Raw genomic sequence first — 21,949 nt, 5'->3', positions numbered from 1 at the left:
ATAATAATATTGTTCGATATTATCGGGATTACGTTATAAGGGGGAGAATCCTAATGCTGATTACTGCAACTGAATTCAAGACTAATATAGGGAAGTATCTTACGATGGTGGATGAAGAGGAAATTATAATCACAAAGAATGGTAAAAAAGTAGCCAAATTAACTTCGGCAACCGAGGACAAAATTGAAACGGCAAAATCATTATTCGGCATCCTTCCGGGCGAAGCTTCTTTAGAGAAAGCAAGGGAGGAGCGTTTAAGTAAAGATGAACGTATTGATTGACACCAACGTTGTACTCGATGCATTGATGAGTCGGGCCCCATTTAACGTCCTCGCCGAAAAACTCTTTATTATGGTTGCAGAGGATAAGCTTAATGCGTCTATCACGGCTAGTTCTGTAACGGATATTTATTATTTGCTTAACAAGCATCTTCATGATATACATCAGGTGAAACAAGCCCTTTCGAATCTTTTTAGCTTATTTAAAATCCTCGATGTTACCCAAAATGATTGTGAAAAGGCACTTATGCTTCCTATGGAAGACTATGAAGACGCCTTGATAGCAACCTGTGCAAAACGTAAAAGGATTGAGTTGATCATAACTCGTAATCCGAAAGGTTTTAACGAATCACCTATTGCTGCAATCACCCCAGATGACTTTTTTGCTCATTATGTTTAAAAACTTTTATCGTGAAGAGGAGAAAAAAGAAGAGAAAAATTAAACCGAAAAGTGTCCGAAGTCCTTTAAGAATAAAGGGGTAGAGTGGATCTCACTTCAATGGAATCCTGACTCTACCCTTTTTTGTTTACATTTGGACGGAATGACTTATTTTAAAGGCTGTAAAAGCATTGAACTGCTTGCATGTAAAAAGACCGCATGGGTACAGGCCGTTCTATTTTCCCGGGCAAAAAATAATTTAAAGCTTGCCGATTCGATTGTCAGGCAGCATGGTGGTTCCCTTAACATAACGAATTTTCCGGCCAAGGGCGGTGGAATGGTAACGATTGAATTCTAAGTATCCTTTTACGGTATTTGGAGATATGTTCCAGATCATAGCTGCGTTTGTCTATGGTATAATGAACAGAATTCATGATACCCGTGTAATTAATAGGTTTTTAAAGGAGAATAATAGAGCAATGAGCAGTTACAAAAATTCATATTTATCATATGGCCTAGAGAATAAGAAAAGGCATGGTAAGGCGTTCAAAATATTCTTCGGCACCATTTTTTGCCTCATCATCCTGGTAGGAATTCTTTTCGCAACAAACTATAATACGATAAGGCTAGCGACAGGCAAAGGGAATATCGAGGTCAATACGATTTCACAAGCTGAAAAATCGCTCTCAGATACGGGTAAATTTAACAGCGCAACGGTAACAAGCAACGCTGATCAGGATCAGGTACTAACTAGCACCTCTAAGGACAATGCGGTACTATTGACAGTCACACAGCAAAAAGATGGTAAGGAAATAATAGATGCCAAGGTCGATCTGAAGAAATTGGATTTCCGCGGCATCGATAAACAAGCTTTGTTGCATGGCAATCCGTCAGCTATAATGGCCGCTAAAGCACTGGCGAACGATTATATAGGAACATTGATCGACCCAAAAGATGAAACGGGCATCGAGACTTATCTTGCAGCCAATCTACTCAGTCAATACAAGAGCAATCCGACCCGTTTGAACATTGACCATACTTTTGGTGATGCACACCTAACCCTCACAGGCAACCCGTCCATTGGCAAAATCGACGTCAGCATTACAAAATAAAAGCATTTCTTGACCTTAATTTTAAACTTTTTAATTTTAGACTTTGGCATTGAGTATGCGAAGGTAATAATTTGTCTCTCTCAAAAGATGGTCCGTAAGCAAAGCGGACATAACCCCTTTAAGTTGGCACTCAAGTATCCTATCTGTACTTGTTGCTTTGAAATCACGGATAGCCACTGTTGCACGCCGACTTTCACTCGTGATTTGCTTTAAGCCAACCGGCGGCTTGGCATCATCACGAAACTTGCTAACCAAATTGTGAAAGCGCTGGGCGAAATCATTGGCTTTTTTTATCATGGCCTGTTCGGAGAAATCCAAAAGTTGCCTCATCGCTTCAGCATGTACCATCATATTATAGTTCCAAAACATTTCTTCTTCGACGATTATAAATTGAGGATCAAGCCGTTGATGATTCTGTAACCGTCGCAAAAGTTTAATATAATTAAGCGTTTCACGACGTTGATGGGCATAAATGGACGGTAACTTTGTGGTGTATAAACGACAATGGATAACATCTTGATACACTTTCTCCATAAATTCAGCAACAGAACAGGCACAGGTTATAATTCTCTCATTTAAAGAAGAAATATTGGCTGCAAGTTCAGGACTCAATCCCGGCATGGGCAGGGTCCCTGGCGTTAAATTACACTCCTCAACAGTGATCGGAATTCCAATCTTGATCCCGGTTAATTCTACAGTTTTACGTTCTGCCGATAATGTTTTATCTGTCAATAATTCCCCGGATAATAATACCTCAGAACCGATAAGACCATTAGCCAAACAAATTGTTTCATGTAGAAAGCCTTCAAACTGACTTTTAAATTCTTCGGTCTGTTGGATATACGGAACATCTTGGCACATTAAATTGGCTTGCATGAAAATAAAATGTTCTTTGATGATCCTTATCCAGAAAAGATTAAGCTCAAGGGATTTTTGAATATAGTATTCCGTCATGGGAATCGTCGTCATATGCACACCCCTTTTTAATGCGTATACTGCCAATTACACTCATCTCTCACGGTATATTCGCGAGAGTTTCGCCGAATGCCAAGCGGGAGTTATGCCATTATATGGTATAACTCCCGCTTGGTTAATTTACTGAACAAACTTATTTTTACTTTGTCAGAGCCGATTCTCCTGTATTTGAGGGACAATTAACCCTACCTTAGCTTAAAAGACTTTGTTCTCGGGAATGATAAGCGGGAAGCTAAATTAAAGGGGTGTTCAATATGGTCAATCAAGACCGAATCTTAAATGAATTTCTCGAATTGGTGCGCATTTCAAGCCCGTCCTTGGCTGAGAGGGAAATTGCCGAGGTTCTTAAGGTTAAACTTAATGCGATAGGACTAAAAGTTGTAGAAGATAATGCAGGACAATCCATTGGCGGTAACTGTGGTAATCTCATCGCTACCCTGCCTTCGACGATGCCACAGGCCCCCGTACTTATGTTATCGGCCCACATGGACAACGTTGAGCCTTGCCGTGGGGTTAACCCAATTGTAAGTGATGGAATGATTCGATCTTCCGGAAATACAGTTTTGGGTGGCGATGACAAAGCTGGGTTAGCTTCGATTTTGGAGGCTTTAAGGAATGTTAGGGAACAGAACATACCCCACGGTGAAATACAGGTCGTCTTTTCCGTCGCCGAGGAAGACGGTTCCGGAGCCAACCACATCGATAGATCACTACTCCATGCCAATTTGGGCTATGTATTTGATTCAAGTGGTTCCCCCGGAAAGATTATCACTAAAGCTCCCGGTGAAAATAGTTTAGTCTTTAAAGTATTTGGGCGATCGGCACATGCCGGAATTGAACCTGAAAAAGGACTTAACGCGGTTATATTGGCGGCAAAAGCTTTATCTGAGATTCCTAATGGTCGAATTAATGAGATAACTACGGCAAACATCGGTATAATCAACGGTGGTATTGCCACAAATATTGTGCCGGAAACGGTAACGATTAAAGGAGAGACCCGGAGCCATAATCTAACCGAGCTACAAGCAATATCCGACAAAATCAAAGACATATTCGAGCGTGCGGTTCATGAACTGGGTGGAAAATCTCAGGTAACGGTGCAGAATGCGTATAAACCCTATGAACTTACCGTAGATATGCCCATAATATCAATTGCTCAGGCTGCAATGCGTAAACTCGGATGGGAACCTGTTTTAAAAGCAACAGGTGGTGGAAGTGATGCAAATTACTATAACTCCTATGGTATTCCATGTGCTGTCTTAGGCATAGGCACACAGAAAATACATACAACTGAGGAATATATAATGATGGAAGATCTTTATAAAACGACAGAATTGGCCATTGAATTAATCCGACAGACAGGTGAGCAAAAAACAACCTAAAGAATTCTTTAAGGGCCTGTTCAAAAAGATTTATTTGAAGAAAAGATTAGGGCATTGGGGTCTGACCCCAATGCCCTTCGCTAATGTCCTTCACAACTTTTCCTAACGAGGAATAATATGGAGTAGTAATGGAGGGACTTTTGTGATGTGGAATGATGGTGCCCTGTGGTTGATTCAAAGTTATTGGATTATTTGGCTAGCAGGTTCTTTTATTATCTCGATGATATTGGGTGCCGTAATATTCCGCAACTATGAATCTGTTCGGTGATTCTTATCTCTTAAGGGGAGCTTTGTATGCCTTGGAATTCGACTATGACCGGTAACACATTAAGCGACACGACTACAGTTCCCCAAAACACAAAGTTTTGGGGTATCTGGTTACCTGTCCCTACTTTGATAGCAATCATAAATACACTGTTTTGGACGTGGCTCATTTTAAGCACAGTTGGTTATTCGGAAGGAGCCATTGAAAAATCCGCGAAATGGATTTTGGAGCGGTTTTAGGAGGTGGGGCTTTGCCGAGTACAAATCTAAATGCTTTTCTGCAGGAATATTTAAAGAGATATGGCACCCGCCCACCCCTATTTAAGTCTGTTTATGAACAATCTAAGTTTATGGAACGATATTATTCCGCCATGCTTGAGTATGCCAGAAAGTGGTTTCGCAACCGGCTAGATCCTTTTAAACTTTGCCCAAGTTCAATTATTTTTTGGTTTATAATCCCTCCTTATAGTGCTATCGGGTTAAAGTTTTTAGGGCTGCGTCAGGTTAGTATCTTTTGGCGACAGCAGATTGAACCCAACGAAACTATTTATTTGATGTTCAAAATTCTTGATATAAGACCACCTTTTCCTCTGGTGTTATTGGCTATGTTTTCGTCCTTTGGTCTTGTCATTACGGACGGGGCAAATAAGCTTATTCAGGCTACAACAGTATCCGAGGAGTCCGGTGTTTCTTTCACTAAATCCTTAGACCCTTTTAGTTTAACTCCCAAAATGTCAATATTTTACCCAATCTACGATGATCATGTTACCTTAGGTTTTCTTACGATTGATTTGCGGCACGTGGAAATAAGTATGAAACAAGCCTTGGACCCAAATGATATCGTATTTAGCCTGATACGGTTTATGGATCTATACACTCCGTTTCCGTTACAGATAGCCGTGATGTTTCTTTCTGTGGGTCTCTTTTTTACGGGTACTATCTATCATTTCGCTCTAACCGCACGTGAAGAGGTCGTTACTCAAATGAAAAACGGATTAAGAAAATAATATAAATTCAAAATTGGTATAGGAAGGAGTTGTTTCGCATGGGGTTATGGGAGCTTTGGGCACATGGAACCACATTAGGGGGTCAACCATTCGCCTATTTTGCTCCCATGGTATCCATTATTGCCTTTATCGTGATCGTTTACATTATTACAGCACTAAAGCAAGTGGTAGACAACAAGGAACAACATTTATTATGGTAATGGTAATGGTAGTGCGATGCTATAAATTGGTCCCTCAAACCACGAAGCCGGAAATGTTCCTTGGGGATTTTGCTGCGTTAATACCCAATTTAATCCCCGCCAAATTCGCTCATCTTATGAACGCGAACGTCGCCGCAACGCCTTCGCTCGCATGAAGCACTAAACAATTTTGTGTCTTAATCCAAAGGCAGCCAGACGTTAAAATAAATGGTCTCTTTCTGGCTTTCAGCCCAAATCTTCCCGCAATGAAGTTCAACAATACTTTTGGCAATGGCAAGACCTAATCCTGCACCCCCGGTCTCCTTGGAACGAGATTTCTCCAGCCGATAAAACCGATCGAATAAATGGGAGAGGTTTTCGGGCTCGATGGCCTCTCCATGATTTTTAATCGTCATCTTTACACCTTGAGTATCAGGATAAAGGCTGATCAAGACATCGCCAGGTTTATGGCTGTATTTTAGGGCATTGCCAAATAAATTCTCAATAACTCGTACAAATTTATCTGGATCAATCCGGACAAAAAATTTCTCATCAGGAATTGATGCTTGTAAAAAAAGATTTTCTTTTTGAAATAAAGGACCATAGTCCAGCACAAGTTGATAAATAATATCGTTAAGACATAATCTTTGGCACTCCAGCTTAACTTCTTTCCCCGTAAGTCTTGTAAATTCAAAGAGGTCGTCAACTAAACTCTCCAACATTTCGGTCTTGCTAAAGGCAACGTCAACGTAACTCGAAAGTTGTTCTGGGGTCTCATATTGCTCATCCTTTAGCAATTGGAGATACCCCTTGATTGAGGTCAAGGGGGTTCTTAAGTCATGTGAGATACCGCTAATCAATTCGTTTTTGCTTCTTTCTACGTCCCGTTCATGTTCTAGTTTATGCTTAAGTTCCCTGGACATGGAGTTTATACTCATACAAAGTTCGGAAATTTCATCATTACCTCGAATTTCAATCACGGAACCAAACTTTTCGTGGGCAATTTCCTTGACCCGTCCAGAAAGATACCTAAGGTATCTTATTTTTTTGTTAATCAGCATCAAAAAAGTAAAAATGAAAATTCCGATACAAATTAGGAAAATAAACAATAGCACGGTGTTATAAAAAGTTGGGCTGAATGAACGCACATTCGTCATATCCCATGAGATATAATAGGCAATAACTATCCATACGAAAAATGAGGCAATAAAGCTAATACCAATGGCGAGAAGCAGTTGCAGACTGATTTTAGTTCTTACCTTATTTCTAATCAAGTTTATATCCAACTCCCCAAACATTTTTAATATACCGGGGCTTACGAGGATTATCTTCTATCTTCTCGCGGATATTTCGTATATGAACCATCACGGTATTTTCTGATTCAAGCATTGGTTCTTGCCAAACCAGTTCATATATTCGATCACCGCTAAAGACCATCCCCCGGTTACGAGCAAGCAACTCTAGAATAGCAAACTCTTTGGGAGTAAGTTTAATTTCCCGTTGTTTAACTAGAACTTGATGTGTTGATGTATTAATTCGGAGATTACCTACCTCAAGTTCAGATGGATTGATATCGGATTCATCGGCATGGGTAAAACGCAAATAACGCCGTAGCTGCGACTTAACCCTGGCGACCAATTCCAGGGGATTAAAAGGTTTAGTCATATAATCATCAGCACCTACGCTGAGTCCATGTATTTTATCCATGTCTTCAGTCTTGGCCGAGAGCATAATAATAGGAACGTCCCTTTCAGCACGGATTTTCAAACAAGCCTCGATACCATCCATCTTTGGCATCATGATATCTAGAATGATCAGATGGACTTGGGCATTGGCGAGAATCTCCAGAGCCTCCAAGCCATCCCCGGCTTTGATGACCTGGAAGCCTTCATTTTGCAGGTAGATTCCGATGAGATTTTTAATTGCGTCATCATCATCAATCACTACGATTGTCGGTTGTTCCATAATAACCCCCTCTCCAGCCTATAAAACCTGAAACACATAAGATGGCGAGGGCATAGAATCCGTACCCTGTGACCATCTGAGCAATTTGGTCAATATCATTCCCAAATAACCTTCCTAATATAAAACAGAATATAAAACAGATTAAGGTCCATACCGATCCTGCTGAATAAGCATAAGCCACATATTTGCGGTATGGCATTTTGCTGATACCTACAAGATAAGGTGCAAGATGGCGGACTACCGGCAGTTCCTCCTCTCACTTGCGACAGACATAAACGAATGCAGGCGGGATATTTCGAGGAACAAAAGAAATCTTAACTTGAGAGAATTTACGGGACAGAAGAGGTTTCATTTGGAGAGAATATTGGAAAGCGACAAAGATTCCTTGGGGTTTTAATGATTGGATAGCCTCGTCGATAATCTGTTCCCTCATGTCTTCGGCAAAAAGGGCAAAGGGTAGTCCGGAAATAATCGCATCCAGGGAATCCAAACCTATTGATCGGGTTGCTTCGGACAGGCGGGCGGCATCTTTAAAATAATTCAGATCAGGACACAAAGTGCGAAGCATATTACGCATTTTATCATCCTTTTCAAAGACTGCGACCTTACAATTTTGTTTTTTTACGGCTTGAATATACTTTGTAAAAGCGCCCGTACCAGCGCCAAATTCTGCCACAGCATCAACAGCTTGCCAATCTATAGGCTCCAGCATTTTTACAGCAAGAAATCTTGAACTTGGGGTGATACTGCCTACTTGGCAAGGTGACTTTAGAAATTTAATTAAAAAAGTTATTTTTTCGGCTAATGTTAATTGTAAATTTGATTTAATTAACTCCATGTTTTCACTCCCTTTCAACGGGATTAATCATATCCCAGAAAACTAAAGAAAAAGGGAGGAAAAAACTAAAGACTTTCTGAAGTTTTTTTGACGAGATCATCATGATAACCTAGTCGGAGACTCTTTACCTGGAAATTACTTGGGACCGTTTTCCACTATGACATTTATCGTCCCTCCGGCATTATAGCCTTTTTGGGCAGCATATCTTACATTATAAGTGCCTGCTGACAAACCCGTAATTGCCGGTGCTGTTGCACGCGTCCAGGTTGAAGAGGTTGACAACTTATATTCCATAGCGCTTGTTGTGCCCATAATCTTTCCATCGCTTTTTCCATAGGCTGATGGCGCAACACCCGTTAAATTTTCTGTGGGTACAGTTTGATAAGCATTAATAACCGTAATATCTTTCGTCCCAACCACTCCTGAAGCTGCATTAGTGGCTACTACCCGGACAGAGCCCACTTCGGTTGCAACAAACATACCAGTATCCGGGTTGATTATTCCATTGCCACCGGTTGTAAAAAGCAAAGACCAAATAATCTCCTGATTTGCTGCATTGCTTGGCATGATCGTTGCCTTCATTTGGAGGGGATAGCCATTCACAACCGTTCCTTTACCATCACAGGTCACTGTAATCTTGCTAACAGCAGGGACACCCGTCGAACCATTGACAGTTCCTCCACTGCCCTTTTTGCCATTATCCGTATATTTAATGATACGGGAATCTGTCGGAACAGAAATGTCCGCTTTAGCATTGCTTACTAATTCTTTTATCGTTGTAAAAGAACCTAGATTTATTTTTCCTTCACTACCCACCTGAACCTTTTCAAACTCACCTTCGAGGTTCACTTGCTGATCTTTGTTTTGCAGGGTTATTTCAACATTGCTGATACCCGCATTATTAGCTGCTTTTAAAGTCATTGCGGCTTCCACCGCAACTTTTTCCGGGGACGTTCCGCTTAGTTGCACTACCATATCAGATGTTTGGTTCGCTATTTGGGTTAATCGAACTGAACCTGCGGTTCCGCCGGCTGCATTGAGAATTGCACTGGAGTTGACGAGAGTATTTTCGATGCGCGTAGAACCTGTTAAATCGATCTGTACTTTACTGGGACTTGAAACAATTAATAGATCGGTTGTAACATTATTCAGTCGGATACTGTTTGTATCACCGGAAAGGATAACAATCTTATCGGCTTGAACATGATTTAAAACTGCAGTTCCTCGTGTTCCGGGATCAAGGAAAACGGTTCCCCTTACGGTTGTATTTTGCAAGGTAACATTTTTTCCGGTAATCTTAACAGACCCGGTTCGCTGATCCGGAGCGGAAGGCGCACTCGGCCCTTGTACTGCATTATCGTCAGCAAGGACAAGCGATGGTGCCAGTCCGGTGAACAAGGCTGTAGGGGTGACCGATTCGCCGCCCAAGGCTACAAGATTCGGAGATAAATTAAGTTTAGCGTATTCAGCGGAAGCAGCCGGCATCGTTGTATCGGTCAGCATTAATCCGGAAGCAGTCAAGGCGGCAAGGGGAGCACCAGCCAGCGCATCGACTAAATGTTCATCTGTTCCATTGGCAATATACAATTTATCGTACTTATAATCGCCGACGAACTCTTTCAGAATGGCGATATTGGTAGCAAAGCGATCCGAACCAGCCAAGCGTTTAGAATTAGGAAGAGAAGTTTTGACTGTTTCACTGATCACTCCTTCTCCTCCTAAAACATAGGTTTGATTTAGACCGGATTTAATACCGTTGATATAAGTTTTTACAGAGTCAGTAAGCGACTCGGGATTGGTGAGAAGGATGGGAAATTGATGGGCTGCGGCAATCGACGCTATTGATAAAGCATCGGCGTTGCTGAAGGCTGTTGCTACCACCAAAGAACTAGGGGCTGAATTCACTTCTTTGGCAATATTAATCGATGTGGCAAAGCGATCCGATCCACCTAATGGCTTCACTTTGATGTTCATTTTCATAAGTTCATTCAGAACTGCCTGCGAAATAACGCCAATTCCGCTCGTTACATAGACCGTCTTTACTCCGAGACGGGTCAGTTCGGCCTTTGTCGAACTATTAAGAGCATCCCCTTGGGTCAAAAGCAGCGGCGCCTTTTTGGCTGCAGCTAAAGGAGCAGCCGTTAAGGCGTCCACTAGGTTATTATCGTTTCCGGAGGACAAAACGGCTGTATCGGCTTGCGTCCATCCACTTTTTGATATTTGTACAGCAGTTGCGTAACGATCGCTGCCCGCAAGTCTTTCAACCTGATCCAAAGCCGGAATATTACTGCTTGTACCTGCATTTTCACTCGCATTCGCTATAGCCGTAGGAAATAAGATCTCACCCGCCAAAACAGCAGCCATCACTAAAGACAGTATTTTTGAAGGTTTCCTCATGAAATTCGATCTCCCTTCTCCCGGATAGTCAGTCACCTAATCTAAACTGCTTTTGAGCAAAGAAGAACATATCAGTCGTTTTACTGCCATCGCTTTCAAGATAGATTTCCCGTTTAAGCTCTGTAATCTCTAAACCATTCTTTCGTAACATTCTCTGTATAAACTCTTCCGAATAATAATTAAAATATATGTAATCACCGAAACTAAAACTAGTAGATTCAAAGCCTGACTTATTACCTTCCATACAACTCAGATAGAGTAGTCCACCATCACATAAAACTCTGCTAATATCTTGAATTAATTTTTCTGCTTCCTTGTCTGTCAAATGGGGAAGGCAAAAAGAAGCTATAACTGCGTCGTATGTCCCCGCCTCTAACCCGATATTTCTAATATCACCTACTATAAACTCGACACCTGGAGAAACGATATTTGTTCTTGCGTGTTTAATCATTTCGTCAGCTAGATCTATGCCCAAAATCTTGAATTCTTTCCCTGATTCAATTAACAACTTTTCAACATTTCCCGGACCACATCCCACATCAAGAACTCTCGCCCCAGGTTCCAATTGGCTACAGAAGGCCTTTACTTTCTTTATGTAATTGGAAAAATCCATAAACTTATTTTCATAAGAACATACATGCAAATTGTAGGTTTCAATTGTCCTCTTTGTTTTATCCAATGAAACTCGTCACTCCCCTACGATCCTTGTTCGATGTGTATAACGTTTTGAGAATTCCAGACACGCTCGAACCACATGCATCGATACTCAATGTCGGGAATTCTCTGTTATGTAAAGTCGAGCGCCCTCATACTCAGAGTCCGACGGACGCGGCTCCTTAATAAACTTATTAATGAGAACCAACGATCTTTTTGCTTCATTTCTAATCAGTTCTTTATTATCCATTCGACTTATAGTACAAAGCCGATCAATAACATCTTGCTCTCGAAGAGAAGAAAATGCCATTACTATTTTCCATCTAATTACATCATCGTAATAGTATGTATCAAGACACATAAGTAATTTTTCAATCACATATCCCTTATTGGGAATAGTATTATAAAAACACATATATCCAATGGCATCGATAACCTCTCTAATTATTTTAGTATCACTTTGATCAAGAGTTTCAAGCATTACAGGCAAAATATCAATACTCATTTTTCCTAGCGTTCTAGCTATGATATCCCTCGGCAAGGGATAACTAGATTTTTTTGTAATAGCTTGTGGTAAATACCGATATTGATTATTACCAACATTCCCTAAGTAGCGGATCATTTTTCTTGCCGTTCTGACACCCGTATTCTCCAACACTTTGCATATTTCAATTTTTGTGTATAGACTTTTTTCCTGAGTAAGCGTCATTAAAAGAATGTCACTTACTTCTTCCAAGGAATCTACATAATCGCTTAATAATTTTACCGCTGCAGTTCTTTCAAACGCTCTTGGGGATGTAATAAGATTCAATAACTCTTTATAAGTTAAGTGCAAATAATTCTTCACACATGTTTCATCAATGAAACCCCGTTTTTTTAAATCCGCTTGACTGCTTTTCATTTTCTCTCCAATTTGTACTTAATTATTGGCATTCAGCAACACCTCGTTAGTTAATTATAACCTAAGTAAACTCAATTTGAAGATAATTCCATGTAGTCTACTCCGAAATTCCGATTCCAGATAACGTCCTCAGGATTCCCGAGGAAATCCACGTGTTATAGGAAGTTGCGGACCCATGGCTTCGCAAGGCGCGGCGGCTTGAACTTTATATGGGCAATCCTTATAATAAAAATTTGGAATATTCATGAAACGGCGCTGCGCCGTCCGAGGGATGAAAGGGGAATTACTATGGGGGAGAGAACCATTTCAGTCAACACATTTACAAACGGCATATTGGGGCCAAGTTCCCATATGCTAGGACCGGTGCAAGATGGGGGCTACATAGTAGCCAATACGGCGCCGGGCTGCTGGGGTCCGATGCTCACGCCAGCCATCCGCGGCGGGCACGAAGTAGCTCAGCCGGTCGCCGTTGAGGGAGCTCAGCCCGGCGATGCCATCGCCATACGCATCGTCTCCATCCATGTAACCTCGCAAGGCACGGCCTCCGGCAACGACAAGGTCTACGCTGACCGTTGTCTCGGCGACCCCTATGTGGCCGGCAGGTGTCCGAAATGCGGCACGCTTTATCCACCGACCCACCTGGAAGGCACCGGACCCGACGCGGTCCGCTGCGATAAATGTGGTGCGCCAGCGGCACCTTTTGCTTTTACCAACGGTTACACCATTGCCTTCGATGAAAAGAAACGGGTGGGCATCACGCTGAACGCCCAGGCGGTCAAAAAGGCCTCGGCGGATGCCTATCGTTTCGAGGCGATTCCAGATCGTTCCCAACAGAATCCGGTCGCCGCTCTGGCACCCAGCGACATCCCGGGCCTGGTGGCGCGCGTGCGTCCGTTTGTGGGGCAGCTCGGCACCCTGCCCGTGCGGGATACCCCCGATTCCCACAACGCGCGAGATTTCGGCGCCTTCCTGGTAAACGCACCGCATGAATACGGCATCACCGCCGATCAGCTCAAAGATGTGACGGACGGCCATATGGATATCAACCGGGTCCGTCCCGGAGCCGTGCTGATTGCGCCGGTGCGTCTGCCCGGCGGCGGCGTTTATGTCGGCGACATGCACGCTATGCAGGGCAACGGCGAAATTGCCGGGCACACATGTGACGTCTCCGGCATCGTCACGCTGCAGGTTTCCGTGATCAAGGGGCTGGCTCTCGAAGGGCCGCTGCTCCTGCCCACGCCGGAAGACCTGCCCTATCTGGCGAAGCCCCTGACGGCGGAAGAGAAGGCTATTGCGCAGGAACAAGCCACGCTATGGGATACGCCTCTGGAGAAATCCGCTCCCATCGGTTTCGTCGGCACGGGTGAAAACATGAATAAGGCTATCGACTGCGCGCTGGAGCGCGCCGCCCACCTGCTGGATATGACGGTAGCCGAAGTGATGAACCGCACCACCATCACCGGCGAACCGGAAATTGGTCGCGCTCCCGGCACCGTCACCGCTACTTTCAAGGCGCCGGTGGAAAAGCTGCAGCAGCTGGGTCTGTATGACCTGATCGCCACCCAGTACGATTTGTAAACACCATGTATAATGCCCGCTTTTTCACATATTTTTTTCCATTATTACTGCGCGCCGTGAAAAAGCGGCTGCCTTGAAAACTCTTATCTGGTAGAATTCCGGGGTATAGTAAATTAAAAGGCTAAAGCTTTGATTATCGTCATTCAAATTCATCCTTTATCAAGCGTTTTTCTTCCTGTCTGCGTTTCTTTTTATTTTTCAAATCGTTCTCCTGAACCCTGGTGCGGGGATTGATCATCCAGGCTCTGCGAGTCCCCTTGATATAATCCAAAGTGCTTTTTCTTTTGATCATGATCATCACACTCCTCGTATCCATACCCTATTTCGAGACATCCCTTTTCCCCTAAAAGAGCATATAAAAAGTCCGCAGATGACGACAGGATCACCGTCATGAAGGAGATGATGTTAATTACCATTCATCCTGTTTTCATTCTTTGTTAACGCCAAGCTAGTGGCATGGGGGTCTATTTACTTTCTATTAATAATAGAGCTACATTTGCAGAACGCGCACGGTGTTGCGCGTTTCTTTGAGTTTAAGAGCAGAATTTTTTAGAATTTTTTGTCTCGGCAGCGGACCTTCTTTCTGCCCCTATTTTACGAATTCTTTAATCACCCCTGCGATACACTTTATCCCCTCGACGATTTTATTCTCCGGCATATTGGAGTAATTAATGCGCAAAGTATTTTCTCGTGCCGTATTTGGATAAAACGATCCGCCGGGCACAAACGCCACCTTTTTTTCCAAGCATCGGGTGAGCACATCCCGCGCGTTGACCGATTCCGGCAGTTCGACCCAGGCGAATAGCCCACCCTGCGGCCTGGTAAACGTAACGTCTGACGGGAATTCAGCTTCCATCGTCTGCACGGCGATATCTCTCCGCTTTCCGTAAACCCTGCGTATTTTTTCAATGTGTTCGTCAATATTATACAATTCCAGGTATTTGCTTATTTCTCTTTGGGCAATGGTATTGCATTGCAGATCCGTGCCCTGTTTGACAATAACGTATTGGGCAATGGCTTCCTTATCCCCGGCTATCCAGCCGATCCTGTATCCGGGGCAGAATATTTTGGAGAAAGTACCGAGACAAAAGACACTGCCGGCCTGATCGAAAGCTTTAACAGAAGGCAGGGTTTCTCCCTCAAAACGCAGTTCCCCGTAAGGATTGTCTTCTAAAATGACAATATTGTGCCTGGCGGCAATCGCGGCAAGCTGTTTTCTTCTTTCCAAACTCCAAGACCTTCCGGTTGGGTTCTGAAAGTCAGAAATCATGTAGATTATTTTTACTTTCTCCGTGACCTTGATGATCTCTTCCAACGCAGCGGGAACCATGCCGTGTTCATCGGTCGGAACTTCTTTGAAGTTGCAGCCGTACGCTTTAAAGGCGCTGATGGCGGCAAGATAGGTCGGACTTTCACAAAGTACGTAATCTCCTTCGTCCAGAAAAACCTTGCCGGATAAATCAAGAGCCTGCTGGGACCCGTGCGTAATCAGTACATTGTCAGCGTCAAAGTCTGTGCCCCGGGTTGAATTAAGCCGGTCGGCAATCCATTTTCTTAACGGCGCATACCCTTCCGTCGTGGTATATTGCAGGGCCGACTCTCCGTCTTCTTCCAGTACGCGCCTGTTTACCTCGATGATTTCCCTGACGGGGAACAGTTCGGGAGCGGGCAGACCACCCGCAAAGGATATGATTTCCGGTTGTTCCGTGATTTTCAGAATTTCTCTGATCTCTGAAGCTTTTAAATATGACATCCTGTTCGCATATTGATATTCCATGCCAACGCCTCCGCTTATACTGCAATACTGTACGTATTTTAACAACATATGTATTATTTCTATAAGAAAGTCTATCTTCCTTTATATGGATTCAAGCTATCCTATAATATTCTAATATCTTCAAATGATTAAATCCCGATGACATTGGGAACAGCCCCGGAGGGAAAGGTTGACAGAATGGAAACCTTTCCCTCGATCATTTCTCTTATCCCTTTAGTTGTTTCCGCGCAGTTAATTCTTTTTCAGGATAAAACTCTGTCAACTGATTCCAAAAACGCTTGGGCATAAATGTCATACGGCAGCGTGGATTATACCTGCTCTCGATGCCAATCGTCTTATAATACTGCTGCCACAAACGTCGGAATTCTGCTTCCTTCTCTTCCAGTTCCGGTAATTCCAGATCATCGATCTCAACTATCTCTACTCTTCGCGCTTGATGAATAAGGGCTGACTTATGCGTTTTATCATAAATCATAAAGACCTCATTTCTAAACCGATTGGCAAAATGAGCGGCTATGACAGGCAGGACAAAGTTTTTAGGCTCAATGACAGCGACAAGGGCCTCGTTATAAATCGAAAAGCGGATAAAGCCTTTATAGCGATGCGCTTCAAAGGTTAGGTGATGCACAGCTTTTTGCAGGGAATCCACAGTATCATCTGTCAGCATGCTCATAATTCTCCCGCCAACCTTATAACCTAATCTTAAAAAGCGAAAGATTAAAAGTTCCTTTTGATGGACACATGTTAAGAAGCCGAGCTTCACGAGTTCCTGCGCTTCTAAAGATATCTTGATCGGGATAGAATCATAGACGCGCTGCGCTTTTTCATGATCCGTTTCAATGAATTTACAAGCATCGAAAAGTCCGGGTTGTCCATCCGGAGGGAGAATGTTCTGAGGAATTTCCTTTTTCTCATAGCTTTCGAAAACACAACACAGGAGCCCTTCGAAGCTTCCATCGTAGGTGTAAACTAGATCTGTCCCGTCAGGCATTGAACCACATCCTCTCGGGAGATTAAAGGTTCTTGGAACAAGGACAGCTGTTCCGGTTGTTCTGAAGGAAGGCCGGACAGCACGCGATCCGACATCAGCGCCCGCAGCGTGCTATCCGGGGTTACCTTTAGCCCTTCAAGCATTTTCCCTTTGCATAAGATAAAATACTGCGCACGTTTCAAGACAACGCCCAATTTTTTTAAGCCCGCAAAGTCAAGCAGGGCTACTTTTCGTGCGCGCAAAATCCGCCTTGCACTTTTTACTCCGATTCCGGGAACACGCAGGAGCATTTCATACGAGACTTTATTGATCTCGACAGGAAACTGGTCGAGGTGATTTAAAGCCCAGTTACACTTGGGATCAACGTATAAGTTAAAGTTCGGGTTGTCTTCATCCAGCAATTCACGCGCCTCAAAACCATAAAAACGTAATAGCCAATCCGCCTGATAAAGGCGGTGCTCCCGCATAAGAGGCGGTTTTATATTAATTGCCGGCAGGAGTTGATGCTCGGCGACAGGTATGTATGCTGAATAAAAGACCCGTTTAAGCTGATACTTTTTATACAGCCCTTCGGTCAGGGTTAGAATTTTGTAGTCTGTATCCGGTGTTGCTCCCACAATGAGCTGAGTACTCTGACCCGCCGGGACAAACTTTGGAGCATGACGGTATTTAACAAGATCGGTACTGTTTTCGGATATCTTGCTTTTAATCAGCCCCATTGGACGAAGAATCGATTCCTTGGTCTTATCAGGGGCGAGGAGCTTCAAACTTTCCCGGGATGGCAGCTCAATATTAATGCTCATACGATCGGCCAAATATCCTAACCGGGACAGGATCTCCTGGTCTGTTCCGGGAATCGCCTTTACATGAATATATCCCGCAAAATGATATTCTCCGCGCAAAAGCGCTAAGGTTTGGATCAGCTGTTCGGTCGTATAATTGGGATTTTTCAAAACTGCTGAGCTTAAAAAAAGTCCTTCGATGTAGTTGCGGCGATAAAAATTGATCGTAAGCTCTGCAAGCTCTCTCGGCGTAAAGGCTGCTCGCCGGATATCATTTGAAGAACGGTTAATACAATATTTACAGTCATAGGCACAGATATTGGTCAGCAAAACCTTCAGGAGAGATATGCACCGTCCATCTGCAGCGAAGCTGTGGCATATTCCGCAGGCTGCCGTACTGCCTATTGCCGTTGAGCTGCCGCTGCGCTCAACTCCGCTCGAAGTACACGCTACATCATACTTCGCTGAATCGGCTAAAATCGTTAATTTATCAAACACATCCATGCTTATCCCTCCGATTATTAGAGTAATACAGAACACGTTTTCTTGCAATAGGGATATATGTTCGTTTTATACTTAAATTAACCGAGCAACTTTTGTCTTATTGTTACATTTTTATCTATACGTGATACTTTTATCGGCAGATTTAATGCGATTCTTAGTTGATTATATTGTTCGACTGGTTGCAAACTTGACTAAATCTGGTACTGTTTTAAATGAACATAAAAACACAGTCCGGTTGGTAGTCCGGATGCACTGTTCGATCGATAGAATGCAATGTTCGTTCAGTGTCGTATCCTTCCCCCCTCGGGATGTCCGTTGCTTTTTCTTTAATTCATTAATACGCATAAACAAAAAACGACTGGGTTAATCCGGTGCAATACACATTTTATCTATGGTATAATTTGATTGTTAATATATGTAAAAGGGGGTGACTGATAGATGACCGTCATAGAAAATAGACATATTTCAGATAGGGATTTTCTTAAACTGAGAGAAGAGACAGATGATAAAGTGGAGTTAATCGACAATGTTGTATATATGACACCGGCCCCCACACCTCTCCATCAAAGGATATGTTTTAAAGTGGCAAAATTTTTGGATGGGTATGTTACGAATAAAAAATGCCAGATGTTACAAGGAATTAATGTTAGGCTTTACGACGAGCATAAAACAAAAATTGGGGATGTAATCCCGGATATTTCAGTATTTTGTCAGTATAAGGATCTCAATCTAACTTTTATTGATGATATTCCGACAATTATAGTGGAGATCGTTTCGTCTTCTACAGCCTACGCTGACAATATTAAGAAAGCTGATCTATATAAAAGAACTGGCGTAAAGGAATATTGGATTATAGATCCAATATCGAAAGTTATCACTGTTTGGAATTTTAATACTGATGAGCAGATGATATATCGAGAAATTGCTTATTCCTATTTATTTGAGGGTTTAAGTATAGAATTAGAAAATCTCTTTACTTAATCCATTGCGCATTTTTCGTAAAATAGACAGTGTATTAAGATAGCCAAAAACGTAAACCATCGGCCAACTTCATAAGCGCAGGAAATTTTCGATGAACCTTTCTCCCTGCTCGGTCAGGATCGACTCGGGATGGAATTGCAGACCGTATAAAGGATAATTCTTATGCCTTAACCCCATGATCTCTCCTGCCTCAGCCCTGGCCGTCACCACCAGTTCAGCCGGCAGAGTATCCCGATCCACTATCAGGGAGTGATAGCGGGCTACGTTCAGGGTCTCCGGCAGCCCGGCAAAGAGCGGACAATCCCGGTCCAGTTGCACCCGTCTCCGTTTCCCATGCATCGGCTGCGGGGCATGAACCACCTTGCCGCCCAAGGCTTCCGCAATCGCCTGATGACCAAGGCAGATCCCCAGTACCGGAATTTTTTGATAAAACCGGCGGATAGCTTCAAGCGTAATGCCCGCCGTGGCCGGAAATCCCGGTCCGGGGGAAATGATCAGGTGGTCGGGATTTAGTTTTTCCAGTTTCTCCACCGTCATTTGATCATTGCGAAACACCCGGATATCCGGGTTTAAGCATCCTACCAGTTGGTACACGTTATATGTGAAAGAGTCGTAATTATCGATCAAAACGATCATAGCATTCCACCCGACTTATCCAGAGCCGCAAACAGTGCCCCCGCTTTGTTCATCGTTTCCTCAAATTCCTTTTCCGGCACCGAATCAGCCACAATGCCCGCTCCGGCCTGAATATAAATCTTGCCGTTTTTGATGACCGCCGTGCGGATGGCAATGCAGGTATCCATGTTGCCATCAAAACCCAAATAACCGATTGCACCGCCGTATACCCCGCGCCGGGTAGACTCCAGCTCCTCAATGATTTCCATCGCCCTCACCTTCGGAGCTCCGGACAAAGTACCGGCGGGCAGCAGGGACGTGAGCACATCGACCGTAGAAAATCCGGGTTTGAGTTGCCCCCCCACGTTGGTCACGATATGCATCACATGGGAATACATCTCCACATGGCCGGGATTTTTGACTTCGACGCTGCCGAATTCACTCACCTTGCCCACGTCGTTGCGGGCCAAATCGACCAGCATGTAATGTTCACTGATCTCTTTTTCGTCGCTCACCATTTCCGCTTCCAACTGCCGGTCGATTGCTTCCGTCTCTCCCCGCCTCCGGGTCCCGGCAATCGGGCAGGTCTCGATCTTATGGCCCCGCACCCGCACCAGCATTTCCGGCGAAGAGCCGACGATGTTCATGTCATCAAACTGCAGATACAAAAGATAAGGGGAAGGATTTACGTTGCGCAGGGCCCGATAGATCGGCAGAGCATCACCCGTGTATTCGGCCTGAAAGCGCTGGGACAAAACCACCTGGAAAATGTCCCCGTCCCTGATATATGCTTGGGCCCGTTCCACCGCGGCGCAATAATCCGCTTTGCTTGTCTCAGCCCGGAAATTCAGCTTTCCCTTATGGTGATGGCTTACCTTATACGGCGTTCCCGCCGTAATCTCTTCGATGATTCGGCCCAGGCGCTGCACTGCCCGGCCGTAAGCCCCTGCTCCGTCTTCCGTAAAGGCATTGGCAATCAGGGTAATCTCATTTTTCAGATGATCGAAGACGATTACCTCGCCCGGCGCCATCAGGCGGCAATCCGGCATTTTCACGGGATCGGGGTTATGATCGGGGATTTTCTCCACATAACGGATAAAGTCGTAACCGAAATAGCCGAGCAACCCGCAGTAAAATGGTTCGACATAGGAGAACTTTTCCCCGGAGAACTCCACCATGATCCCTTGGAGTGCCTGGACCGGATTTCCGCCGCTCTCCTTTTTTCGTCCTTTGATAAAGCAAGTTATTTCGCCTCGGTCGCACTCAAAAGTGATGATCGGCGCCCTGCCCATAATGGAATAGCGGGCCCAGCGTTCGCCGCCCAGCACGCTTTCCAGCAAGAAGCTGTCCGCCTGGCAGCCAAACGTTTGAAACAGGGAAATGGGCGTTAACGTATCGGCGGAAAGCTTACAGGTAATCGGTACGATCGGCGCGGACACCGACAGTTCATTGTATATTTCCAAAGTCGGATAAATCACAACTTAACCTCCCTTTGCTTTTCTCTTGGAAGACTTAATGCCGCACACATCTCCTCCGTATACCTGCCGATTTCTTTCGCGATCTTCCCGCCGTCGCCGCCCTTCTCCGCTTCCTCCTCAATCCGGCGCACAATCGCGCTGCCTACAATCACTCCGTCGCAGTAGTCCTTCAAATATGATGCCTGCTCAGGGGATGAAACACCGAATCCGATCGCTTTCGGTACGGAGGAGTAGCTGTTTAACTCGGTAAAGAAACCGGCAAAGTCTGTGCTGAATTCTGCCCGTTCTCCTGTCACCCCCAGCGAAGAGACGCAATAGAGAAACCCTTTGGCCTTTGCGGCAATTTTTTTTGCCCGTTCCCGGGAGGCCGGCGTCACCATGGAAATGATGATAATCTGGTGTCTCTTGGCAAACTCCGCGATCTCATCCCGCTCCTCATAAGGCAAATCGGGAATAATCACACCATCGATCCCCGCCTCTTCACATGCGGCAAAAAAGCGTTCGGACCCGTAACAGAAGATACAGTTAAAATAAAGCAACAGCACCAGCGGGGTGGAATTGTCCTTTTCCCGCACCCTGACTGCAATATTCATTACGTCTTTCAACCGCACTCCTTTTTGCAACGCCCGGTCGTCGGCCCGCATAATCACCGGGCCTTCCGCCGAAGGATCGGAATAAGGGACTCCCAACTCCACCACGGCGGCGCCCCTTTCAATCATTTCCAGCACAACCCGGTAAGTCGTATCCAGGTCCGGGTCTCCGGTCATCACAAAAGGAATAAAGGCTTTTTTATTTTCCTCTTTCAATCGGGCAAATTTATTTTCAATGCGGTTTTTGATATTTTTTCCGCCGCTTTCCATCCCGTTCTGTGCACTGTTTAGCTCGTTCATCATCCTGCCTCCAATCTATTAA

Annotated in this window: 24 protein-coding genes; 10 read left to right on the top strand and 14 right to left on the bottom strand. The window is 44.2% G+C overall.

The annotated features are described in order from the left end of the window. Positions 1 to 53: 53 nt before the first annotated feature. From VB077_RS13535 to VB077_RS13520, 4 genes are all read left to right on the top strand, one after another. The gene (locus VB077_RS13535; protein WP_323415781.1) at positions 54 to 281 is read left to right on the top strand and encodes a type II toxin-antitoxin system prevent-host-death family antitoxin; all 228 of its coding nucleotides are present in this window, start codon (positions 54 to 56) and stop codon (positions 279 to 281) included. Beyond that, positions 265 to 678 (top strand): PIN domain-containing protein, encoded by a 414-nt coding sequence (locus VB077_RS13530; RefSeq protein ID WP_323415780.1) that lies wholly within the window; start codon positions 265 to 267, stop codon positions 676 to 678. The genes VB077_RS13535 and VB077_RS13530 overlap by 17 nt, the downstream gene beginning before the upstream one ends. A 142-nt stretch (positions 679 to 820) precedes the next feature. After that, positions 821 to 1,015: a hypothetical protein gene (locus VB077_RS13525; protein ID WP_323415779.1), complete on the top strand. Its 195-nt coding sequence runs from the start codon at positions 821 to 823 to the stop codon at positions 1,013 to 1,015. Positions 1,016 to 1,136: 121 nt separating this feature from the next. Beyond that, positions 1,137 to 1,769, top strand: coding sequence for a hypothetical protein (locus VB077_RS13520; protein ID WP_323415778.1), 633 nt, complete (start codon positions 1,137 to 1,139; stop codon positions 1,767 to 1,769). Positions 1,770 to 1,805: 36 nt separating this feature from the next. Here VB077_RS13520 and VB077_RS13515 read toward each other — a convergent pair whose 3' ends face one another. After that, positions 1,806 to 2,738 carry a DUF2935 domain-containing protein gene (locus VB077_RS13515; protein ID WP_323415777.1) on the bottom strand — a complete coding sequence of 311 codons (933 nt, stop codon included), beginning with the start codon at positions 2,736 to 2,738 and terminating at the stop codon, positions 1,806 to 1,808. Between the two features lie 260 nt (positions 2,739 to 2,998). Here VB077_RS13515 and VB077_RS13510 point away from each other — a divergent pair, with 260 nt between their 5' ends. From VB077_RS13510 to VB077_RS13495, 4 genes are all read left to right on the top strand, one after another. Next, on the top strand, positions 2,999 to 4,126 hold the full coding sequence (locus tag VB077_RS13510; protein WP_323415776.1) for a M20/M25/M40 family metallo-hydrolase: 1,128 nt from the start codon (positions 2,999 to 3,001) through the stop codon (positions 4,124 to 4,126). 294 nt (positions 4,127 to 4,420) lie between these two features. After that, on the top strand, positions 4,421 to 4,630 hold the full coding sequence (locus tag VB077_RS13505; protein ID WP_323415775.1) for a hypothetical protein: 210 nt from the start codon (positions 4,421 to 4,423) through the stop codon (positions 4,628 to 4,630). Between the two features lie 11 nt (positions 4,631 to 4,641). Then, entirely contained in the window at positions 4,642 to 5,397 is a 756-nt protein-coding gene (locus VB077_RS13500) for a hypothetical protein (protein ID WP_323415774.1), read from the top strand. 38 nt (positions 5,398 to 5,435) lie between these two features. Further along, a complete protein-coding gene (locus VB077_RS13495; RefSeq protein ID WP_323415773.1) occupies positions 5,436 to 5,597 on the top strand; it encodes a hypothetical protein in 162 nt (53 codons plus the stop codon). Between the two features lie 176 nt (positions 5,598 to 5,773). On the opposite strand, the gene VB077_RS13490 is transcribed toward VB077_RS13495, so the two are convergent. From VB077_RS13490 to VB077_RS13465, 6 genes are all read right to left on the bottom strand, one after another. After that, a complete protein-coding gene (locus VB077_RS13490; RefSeq protein ID WP_323415772.1) occupies positions 5,774 to 6,850 on the bottom strand; it encodes a HAMP domain-containing sensor histidine kinase in 1,077 nt (358 codons plus the stop codon). Continuing rightward, complete coding sequence (locus VB077_RS13485) at positions 6,843 to 7,541, bottom strand: response regulator transcription factor (protein ID WP_323415771.1); 699 nt, start codon at positions 7,539 to 7,541, stop codon at positions 6,843 to 6,845. The genes VB077_RS13490 and VB077_RS13485 overlap by 8 nt, the downstream gene beginning before the upstream one ends. Before the next feature lie 256 nt (positions 7,542 to 7,797). After that, positions 7,798 to 8,379: a class I SAM-dependent methyltransferase gene (locus VB077_RS13480; protein WP_323415770.1), complete on the bottom strand. Its 582-nt coding sequence runs from the start codon at positions 8,377 to 8,379 to the stop codon at positions 7,798 to 7,800. A 135-nt stretch (positions 8,380 to 8,514) separates the two neighbouring features. Beyond that, on the bottom strand, positions 8,515 to 10,776 hold the full coding sequence (locus VB077_RS13475) for a cell wall-binding repeat-containing protein (protein ID WP_323415769.1): 2,262 nt from the start codon (positions 10,774 to 10,776) through the stop codon (positions 8,515 to 8,517). A 28-nt stretch (positions 10,777 to 10,804) separates the two neighbouring features. Then, positions 10,805 to 11,455 (bottom strand): class I SAM-dependent methyltransferase, encoded by a 651-nt coding sequence (locus tag VB077_RS13470; protein ID WP_323415768.1) that lies wholly within the window; start codon positions 11,453 to 11,455, stop codon positions 10,805 to 10,807. 87 nt (positions 11,456 to 11,542) lie between these two features. Beyond that, positions 11,543 to 12,331 carry a hypothetical protein gene (locus VB077_RS13465; RefSeq protein WP_323415767.1) on the bottom strand — a complete coding sequence of 263 codons (789 nt, stop codon included), beginning with the start codon at positions 12,329 to 12,331 and terminating at the stop codon, positions 11,543 to 11,545. Between the two features lie 417 nt (positions 12,332 to 12,748). On the opposite strand from VB077_RS13465, the gene VB077_RS13460 reads away from it, so the two are divergent. Then, positions 12,749 to 13,909 carry an acetamidase/formamidase family protein gene (locus tag VB077_RS13460; RefSeq protein ID WP_323415766.1) on the top strand — a complete coding sequence of 387 codons (1,161 nt, stop codon included), beginning with the start codon at positions 12,749 to 12,751 and terminating at the stop codon, positions 13,907 to 13,909. 139 nt (positions 13,910 to 14,048) lie between these two features. Here VB077_RS13460 and VB077_RS13455 read toward each other — a convergent pair whose 3' ends face one another. The 4 genes from VB077_RS13455 to VB077_RS13440 form a co-directional block, all read right to left on the bottom strand. Then, positions 14,049 to 14,201 (bottom strand): hypothetical protein, encoded by a 153-nt coding sequence (locus VB077_RS13455; RefSeq protein ID WP_323415765.1) that lies wholly within the window; start codon positions 14,199 to 14,201, stop codon positions 14,049 to 14,051. 297 nt (positions 14,202 to 14,498) lie between these two features. Next, positions 14,499 to 15,686 carry a PLP-dependent aminotransferase family protein gene (locus VB077_RS13450; protein WP_323415764.1) on the bottom strand — a complete coding sequence of 396 codons (1,188 nt, stop codon included), beginning with the start codon at positions 15,684 to 15,686 and terminating at the stop codon, positions 14,499 to 14,501. Between the two features lie 205 nt (positions 15,687 to 15,891). Next, a complete protein-coding gene (locus VB077_RS13445) occupies positions 15,892 to 16,677 on the bottom strand; it encodes a TIGR03915 family putative DNA repair protein (protein WP_323415763.1) in 786 nt (261 codons plus the stop codon). After that, the gene (locus VB077_RS13440; RefSeq protein ID WP_323415762.1) at positions 16,656 to 17,963 is read right to left on the bottom strand and encodes a putative DNA modification/repair radical SAM protein; all 1,308 of its coding nucleotides are present in this window, start codon (positions 17,961 to 17,963) and stop codon (positions 16,656 to 16,658) included. The genes VB077_RS13445 and VB077_RS13440 overlap by 22 nt, the downstream gene beginning before the upstream one ends. Before the next feature lie 438 nt (positions 17,964 to 18,401). Between VB077_RS13440 and VB077_RS13435 the strand changes: the two genes are divergently transcribed. Then, positions 18,402 to 18,944, top strand: a complete 543-nt coding sequence (locus tag VB077_RS13435) for a Uma2 family endonuclease (RefSeq protein WP_323415761.1) — start codon at positions 18,402 to 18,404, stop codon at positions 18,942 to 18,944. Positions 18,945 to 19,013: 69 nt separating this feature from the next. On the opposite strand, the gene VB077_RS13430 is transcribed toward VB077_RS13435, so the two are convergent. The 3 genes from VB077_RS13430 to trpA are packed head-to-tail and all read right to left on the bottom strand — an operon-like array spanning position 19,014 to position 21,927. Then, the gene (locus VB077_RS13430; protein WP_323415760.1) at positions 19,014 to 19,580 is read right to left on the bottom strand and encodes an aminodeoxychorismate/anthranilate synthase component II; all 567 of its coding nucleotides are present in this window, start codon (positions 19,578 to 19,580) and stop codon (positions 19,014 to 19,016) included. Then, positions 19,577 to 21,037: an anthranilate synthase component I gene (gene trpE / locus VB077_RS13425; protein WP_323415759.1), complete on the bottom strand. Its 1,461-nt coding sequence runs from the start codon at positions 21,035 to 21,037 to the stop codon at positions 19,577 to 19,579. The genes VB077_RS13430 and trpE overlap by 4 nt, the downstream gene beginning before the upstream one ends. Next, positions 21,034 to 21,927, bottom strand: a complete 894-nt coding sequence (gene trpA, locus VB077_RS13420) for a tryptophan synthase subunit alpha (RefSeq protein ID WP_323415758.1) — start codon at positions 21,925 to 21,927, stop codon at positions 21,034 to 21,036. Before trpA ends, trpE begins: the two co-directional genes overlap by 4 nt. Positions 21,928 to 21,949 lie beyond the last annotated feature (22 nt).

The sequence above is a fragment of the Desulfitobacterium sp. genome, assembly GCF_034927245.1.
Taxonomy (GTDB): Bacteria; Bacillota; Desulfitobacteriia; order Desulfitobacteriales; family Desulfitobacteriaceae; genus Desulfitobacterium_A.
Note: the sequence above shows the minus strand (reverse complement) of the source record. Positions and strands in the feature narration are given on the sequence as shown.

Bases quoted from the DNA above. Each gene is read 5' to 3' on its own strand.
- VB077_RS13510 (WP_323415776.1), top strand. From the start codon at position 2,999: ATGGTCAATCAAGACCGAATCTTAAATGAATTTCTCGAATTGGTGCGC.
- VB077_RS13495 (WP_323415773.1), top strand. From the start codon at position 5,436: ATGGGGTTATGGGAGCTTTGGGCACATGGAACCACATTAGGGGGTCAA.
- VB077_RS13505 (WP_323415775.1), top strand. From the start codon at position 4,421: ATGCCTTGGAATTCGACTATGACCGGTAACACATTAAGCGACACGACT.
- VB077_RS13455 (WP_323415765.1), bottom strand. From the start codon at position 14,201: ATGATCAAAAGAAAAAGCACTTTGGATTATATCAAGGGGACTCGCAGA.
- VB077_RS13465 (WP_323415767.1), bottom strand. From the start codon at position 12,331: ATGAAAAGCAGTCAAGCGGATTTAAAAAAACGGGGTTTCATTGATGAA.
- VB077_RS13430 (WP_323415760.1), bottom strand. From the start codon at position 19,580: ATGATCGTTTTGATCGATAATTACGACTCTTTCACATATAACGTGTAC.
- VB077_RS13440 (WP_323415762.1), bottom strand. From the start codon at position 17,963: ATGGATGTGTTTGATAAATTAACGATTTTAGCCGATTCAGCGAAGTAT.
- VB077_RS13535 (WP_323415781.1), top strand. From the start codon at position 54: ATGCTGATTACTGCAACTGAATTCAAGACTAATATAGGGAAGTATCTT.
- VB077_RS13460 (WP_323415766.1), top strand. From the start codon at position 12,749: ATGCTCACGCCAGCCATCCGCGGCGGGCACGAAGTAGCTCAGCCGGTC.
- VB077_RS13485 (WP_323415771.1), bottom strand. From the start codon at position 7,541: ATGGAACAACCGACAATCGTAGTGATTGATGATGATGACGCAATTAAA.
- VB077_RS13445 (WP_323415763.1), bottom strand. From the start codon at position 16,677: ATGCCTGACGGGACAGATCTAGTTTACACCTACGATGGAAGCTTCGAA.
- VB077_RS13450 (WP_323415764.1), bottom strand. From the start codon at position 15,686: ATGGAATATCAATATGCGAACAGGATGTCATATTTAAAAGCTTCAGAG.
- VB077_RS13480 (WP_323415770.1), bottom strand. From the start codon at position 8,379: ATGGAGTTAATTAAATCAAATTTACAATTAACATTAGCCGAAAAAATA.
- trpA (WP_323415758.1), bottom strand. From the start codon at position 21,927: ATGAACGAGCTAAACAGTGCACAGAACGGGATGGAAAGCGGCGGAAAA.
- VB077_RS13530 (WP_323415780.1), top strand. From the start codon at position 265: ATGAACGTATTGATTGACACCAACGTTGTACTCGATGCATTGATGAGT.
- VB077_RS13520 (WP_323415778.1), top strand. From the start codon at position 1,137: ATGAGCAGTTACAAAAATTCATATTTATCATATGGCCTAGAGAATAAG.
- VB077_RS13435 (WP_323415761.1), top strand. From the start codon at position 18,402: ATGACCGTCATAGAAAATAGACATATTTCAGATAGGGATTTTCTTAAA.
- VB077_RS13515 (WP_323415777.1), bottom strand. From the start codon at position 2,738: ATGACGACGATTCCCATGACGGAATACTATATTCAAAAATCCCTTGAG.
- VB077_RS13525 (WP_323415779.1), top strand. From the start codon at position 821: ATGACTTATTTTAAAGGCTGTAAAAGCATTGAACTGCTTGCATGTAAA.
- VB077_RS13475 (WP_323415769.1), bottom strand. From the start codon at position 10,776: ATGAGGAAACCTTCAAAAATACTGTCTTTAGTGATGGCTGCTGTTTTG.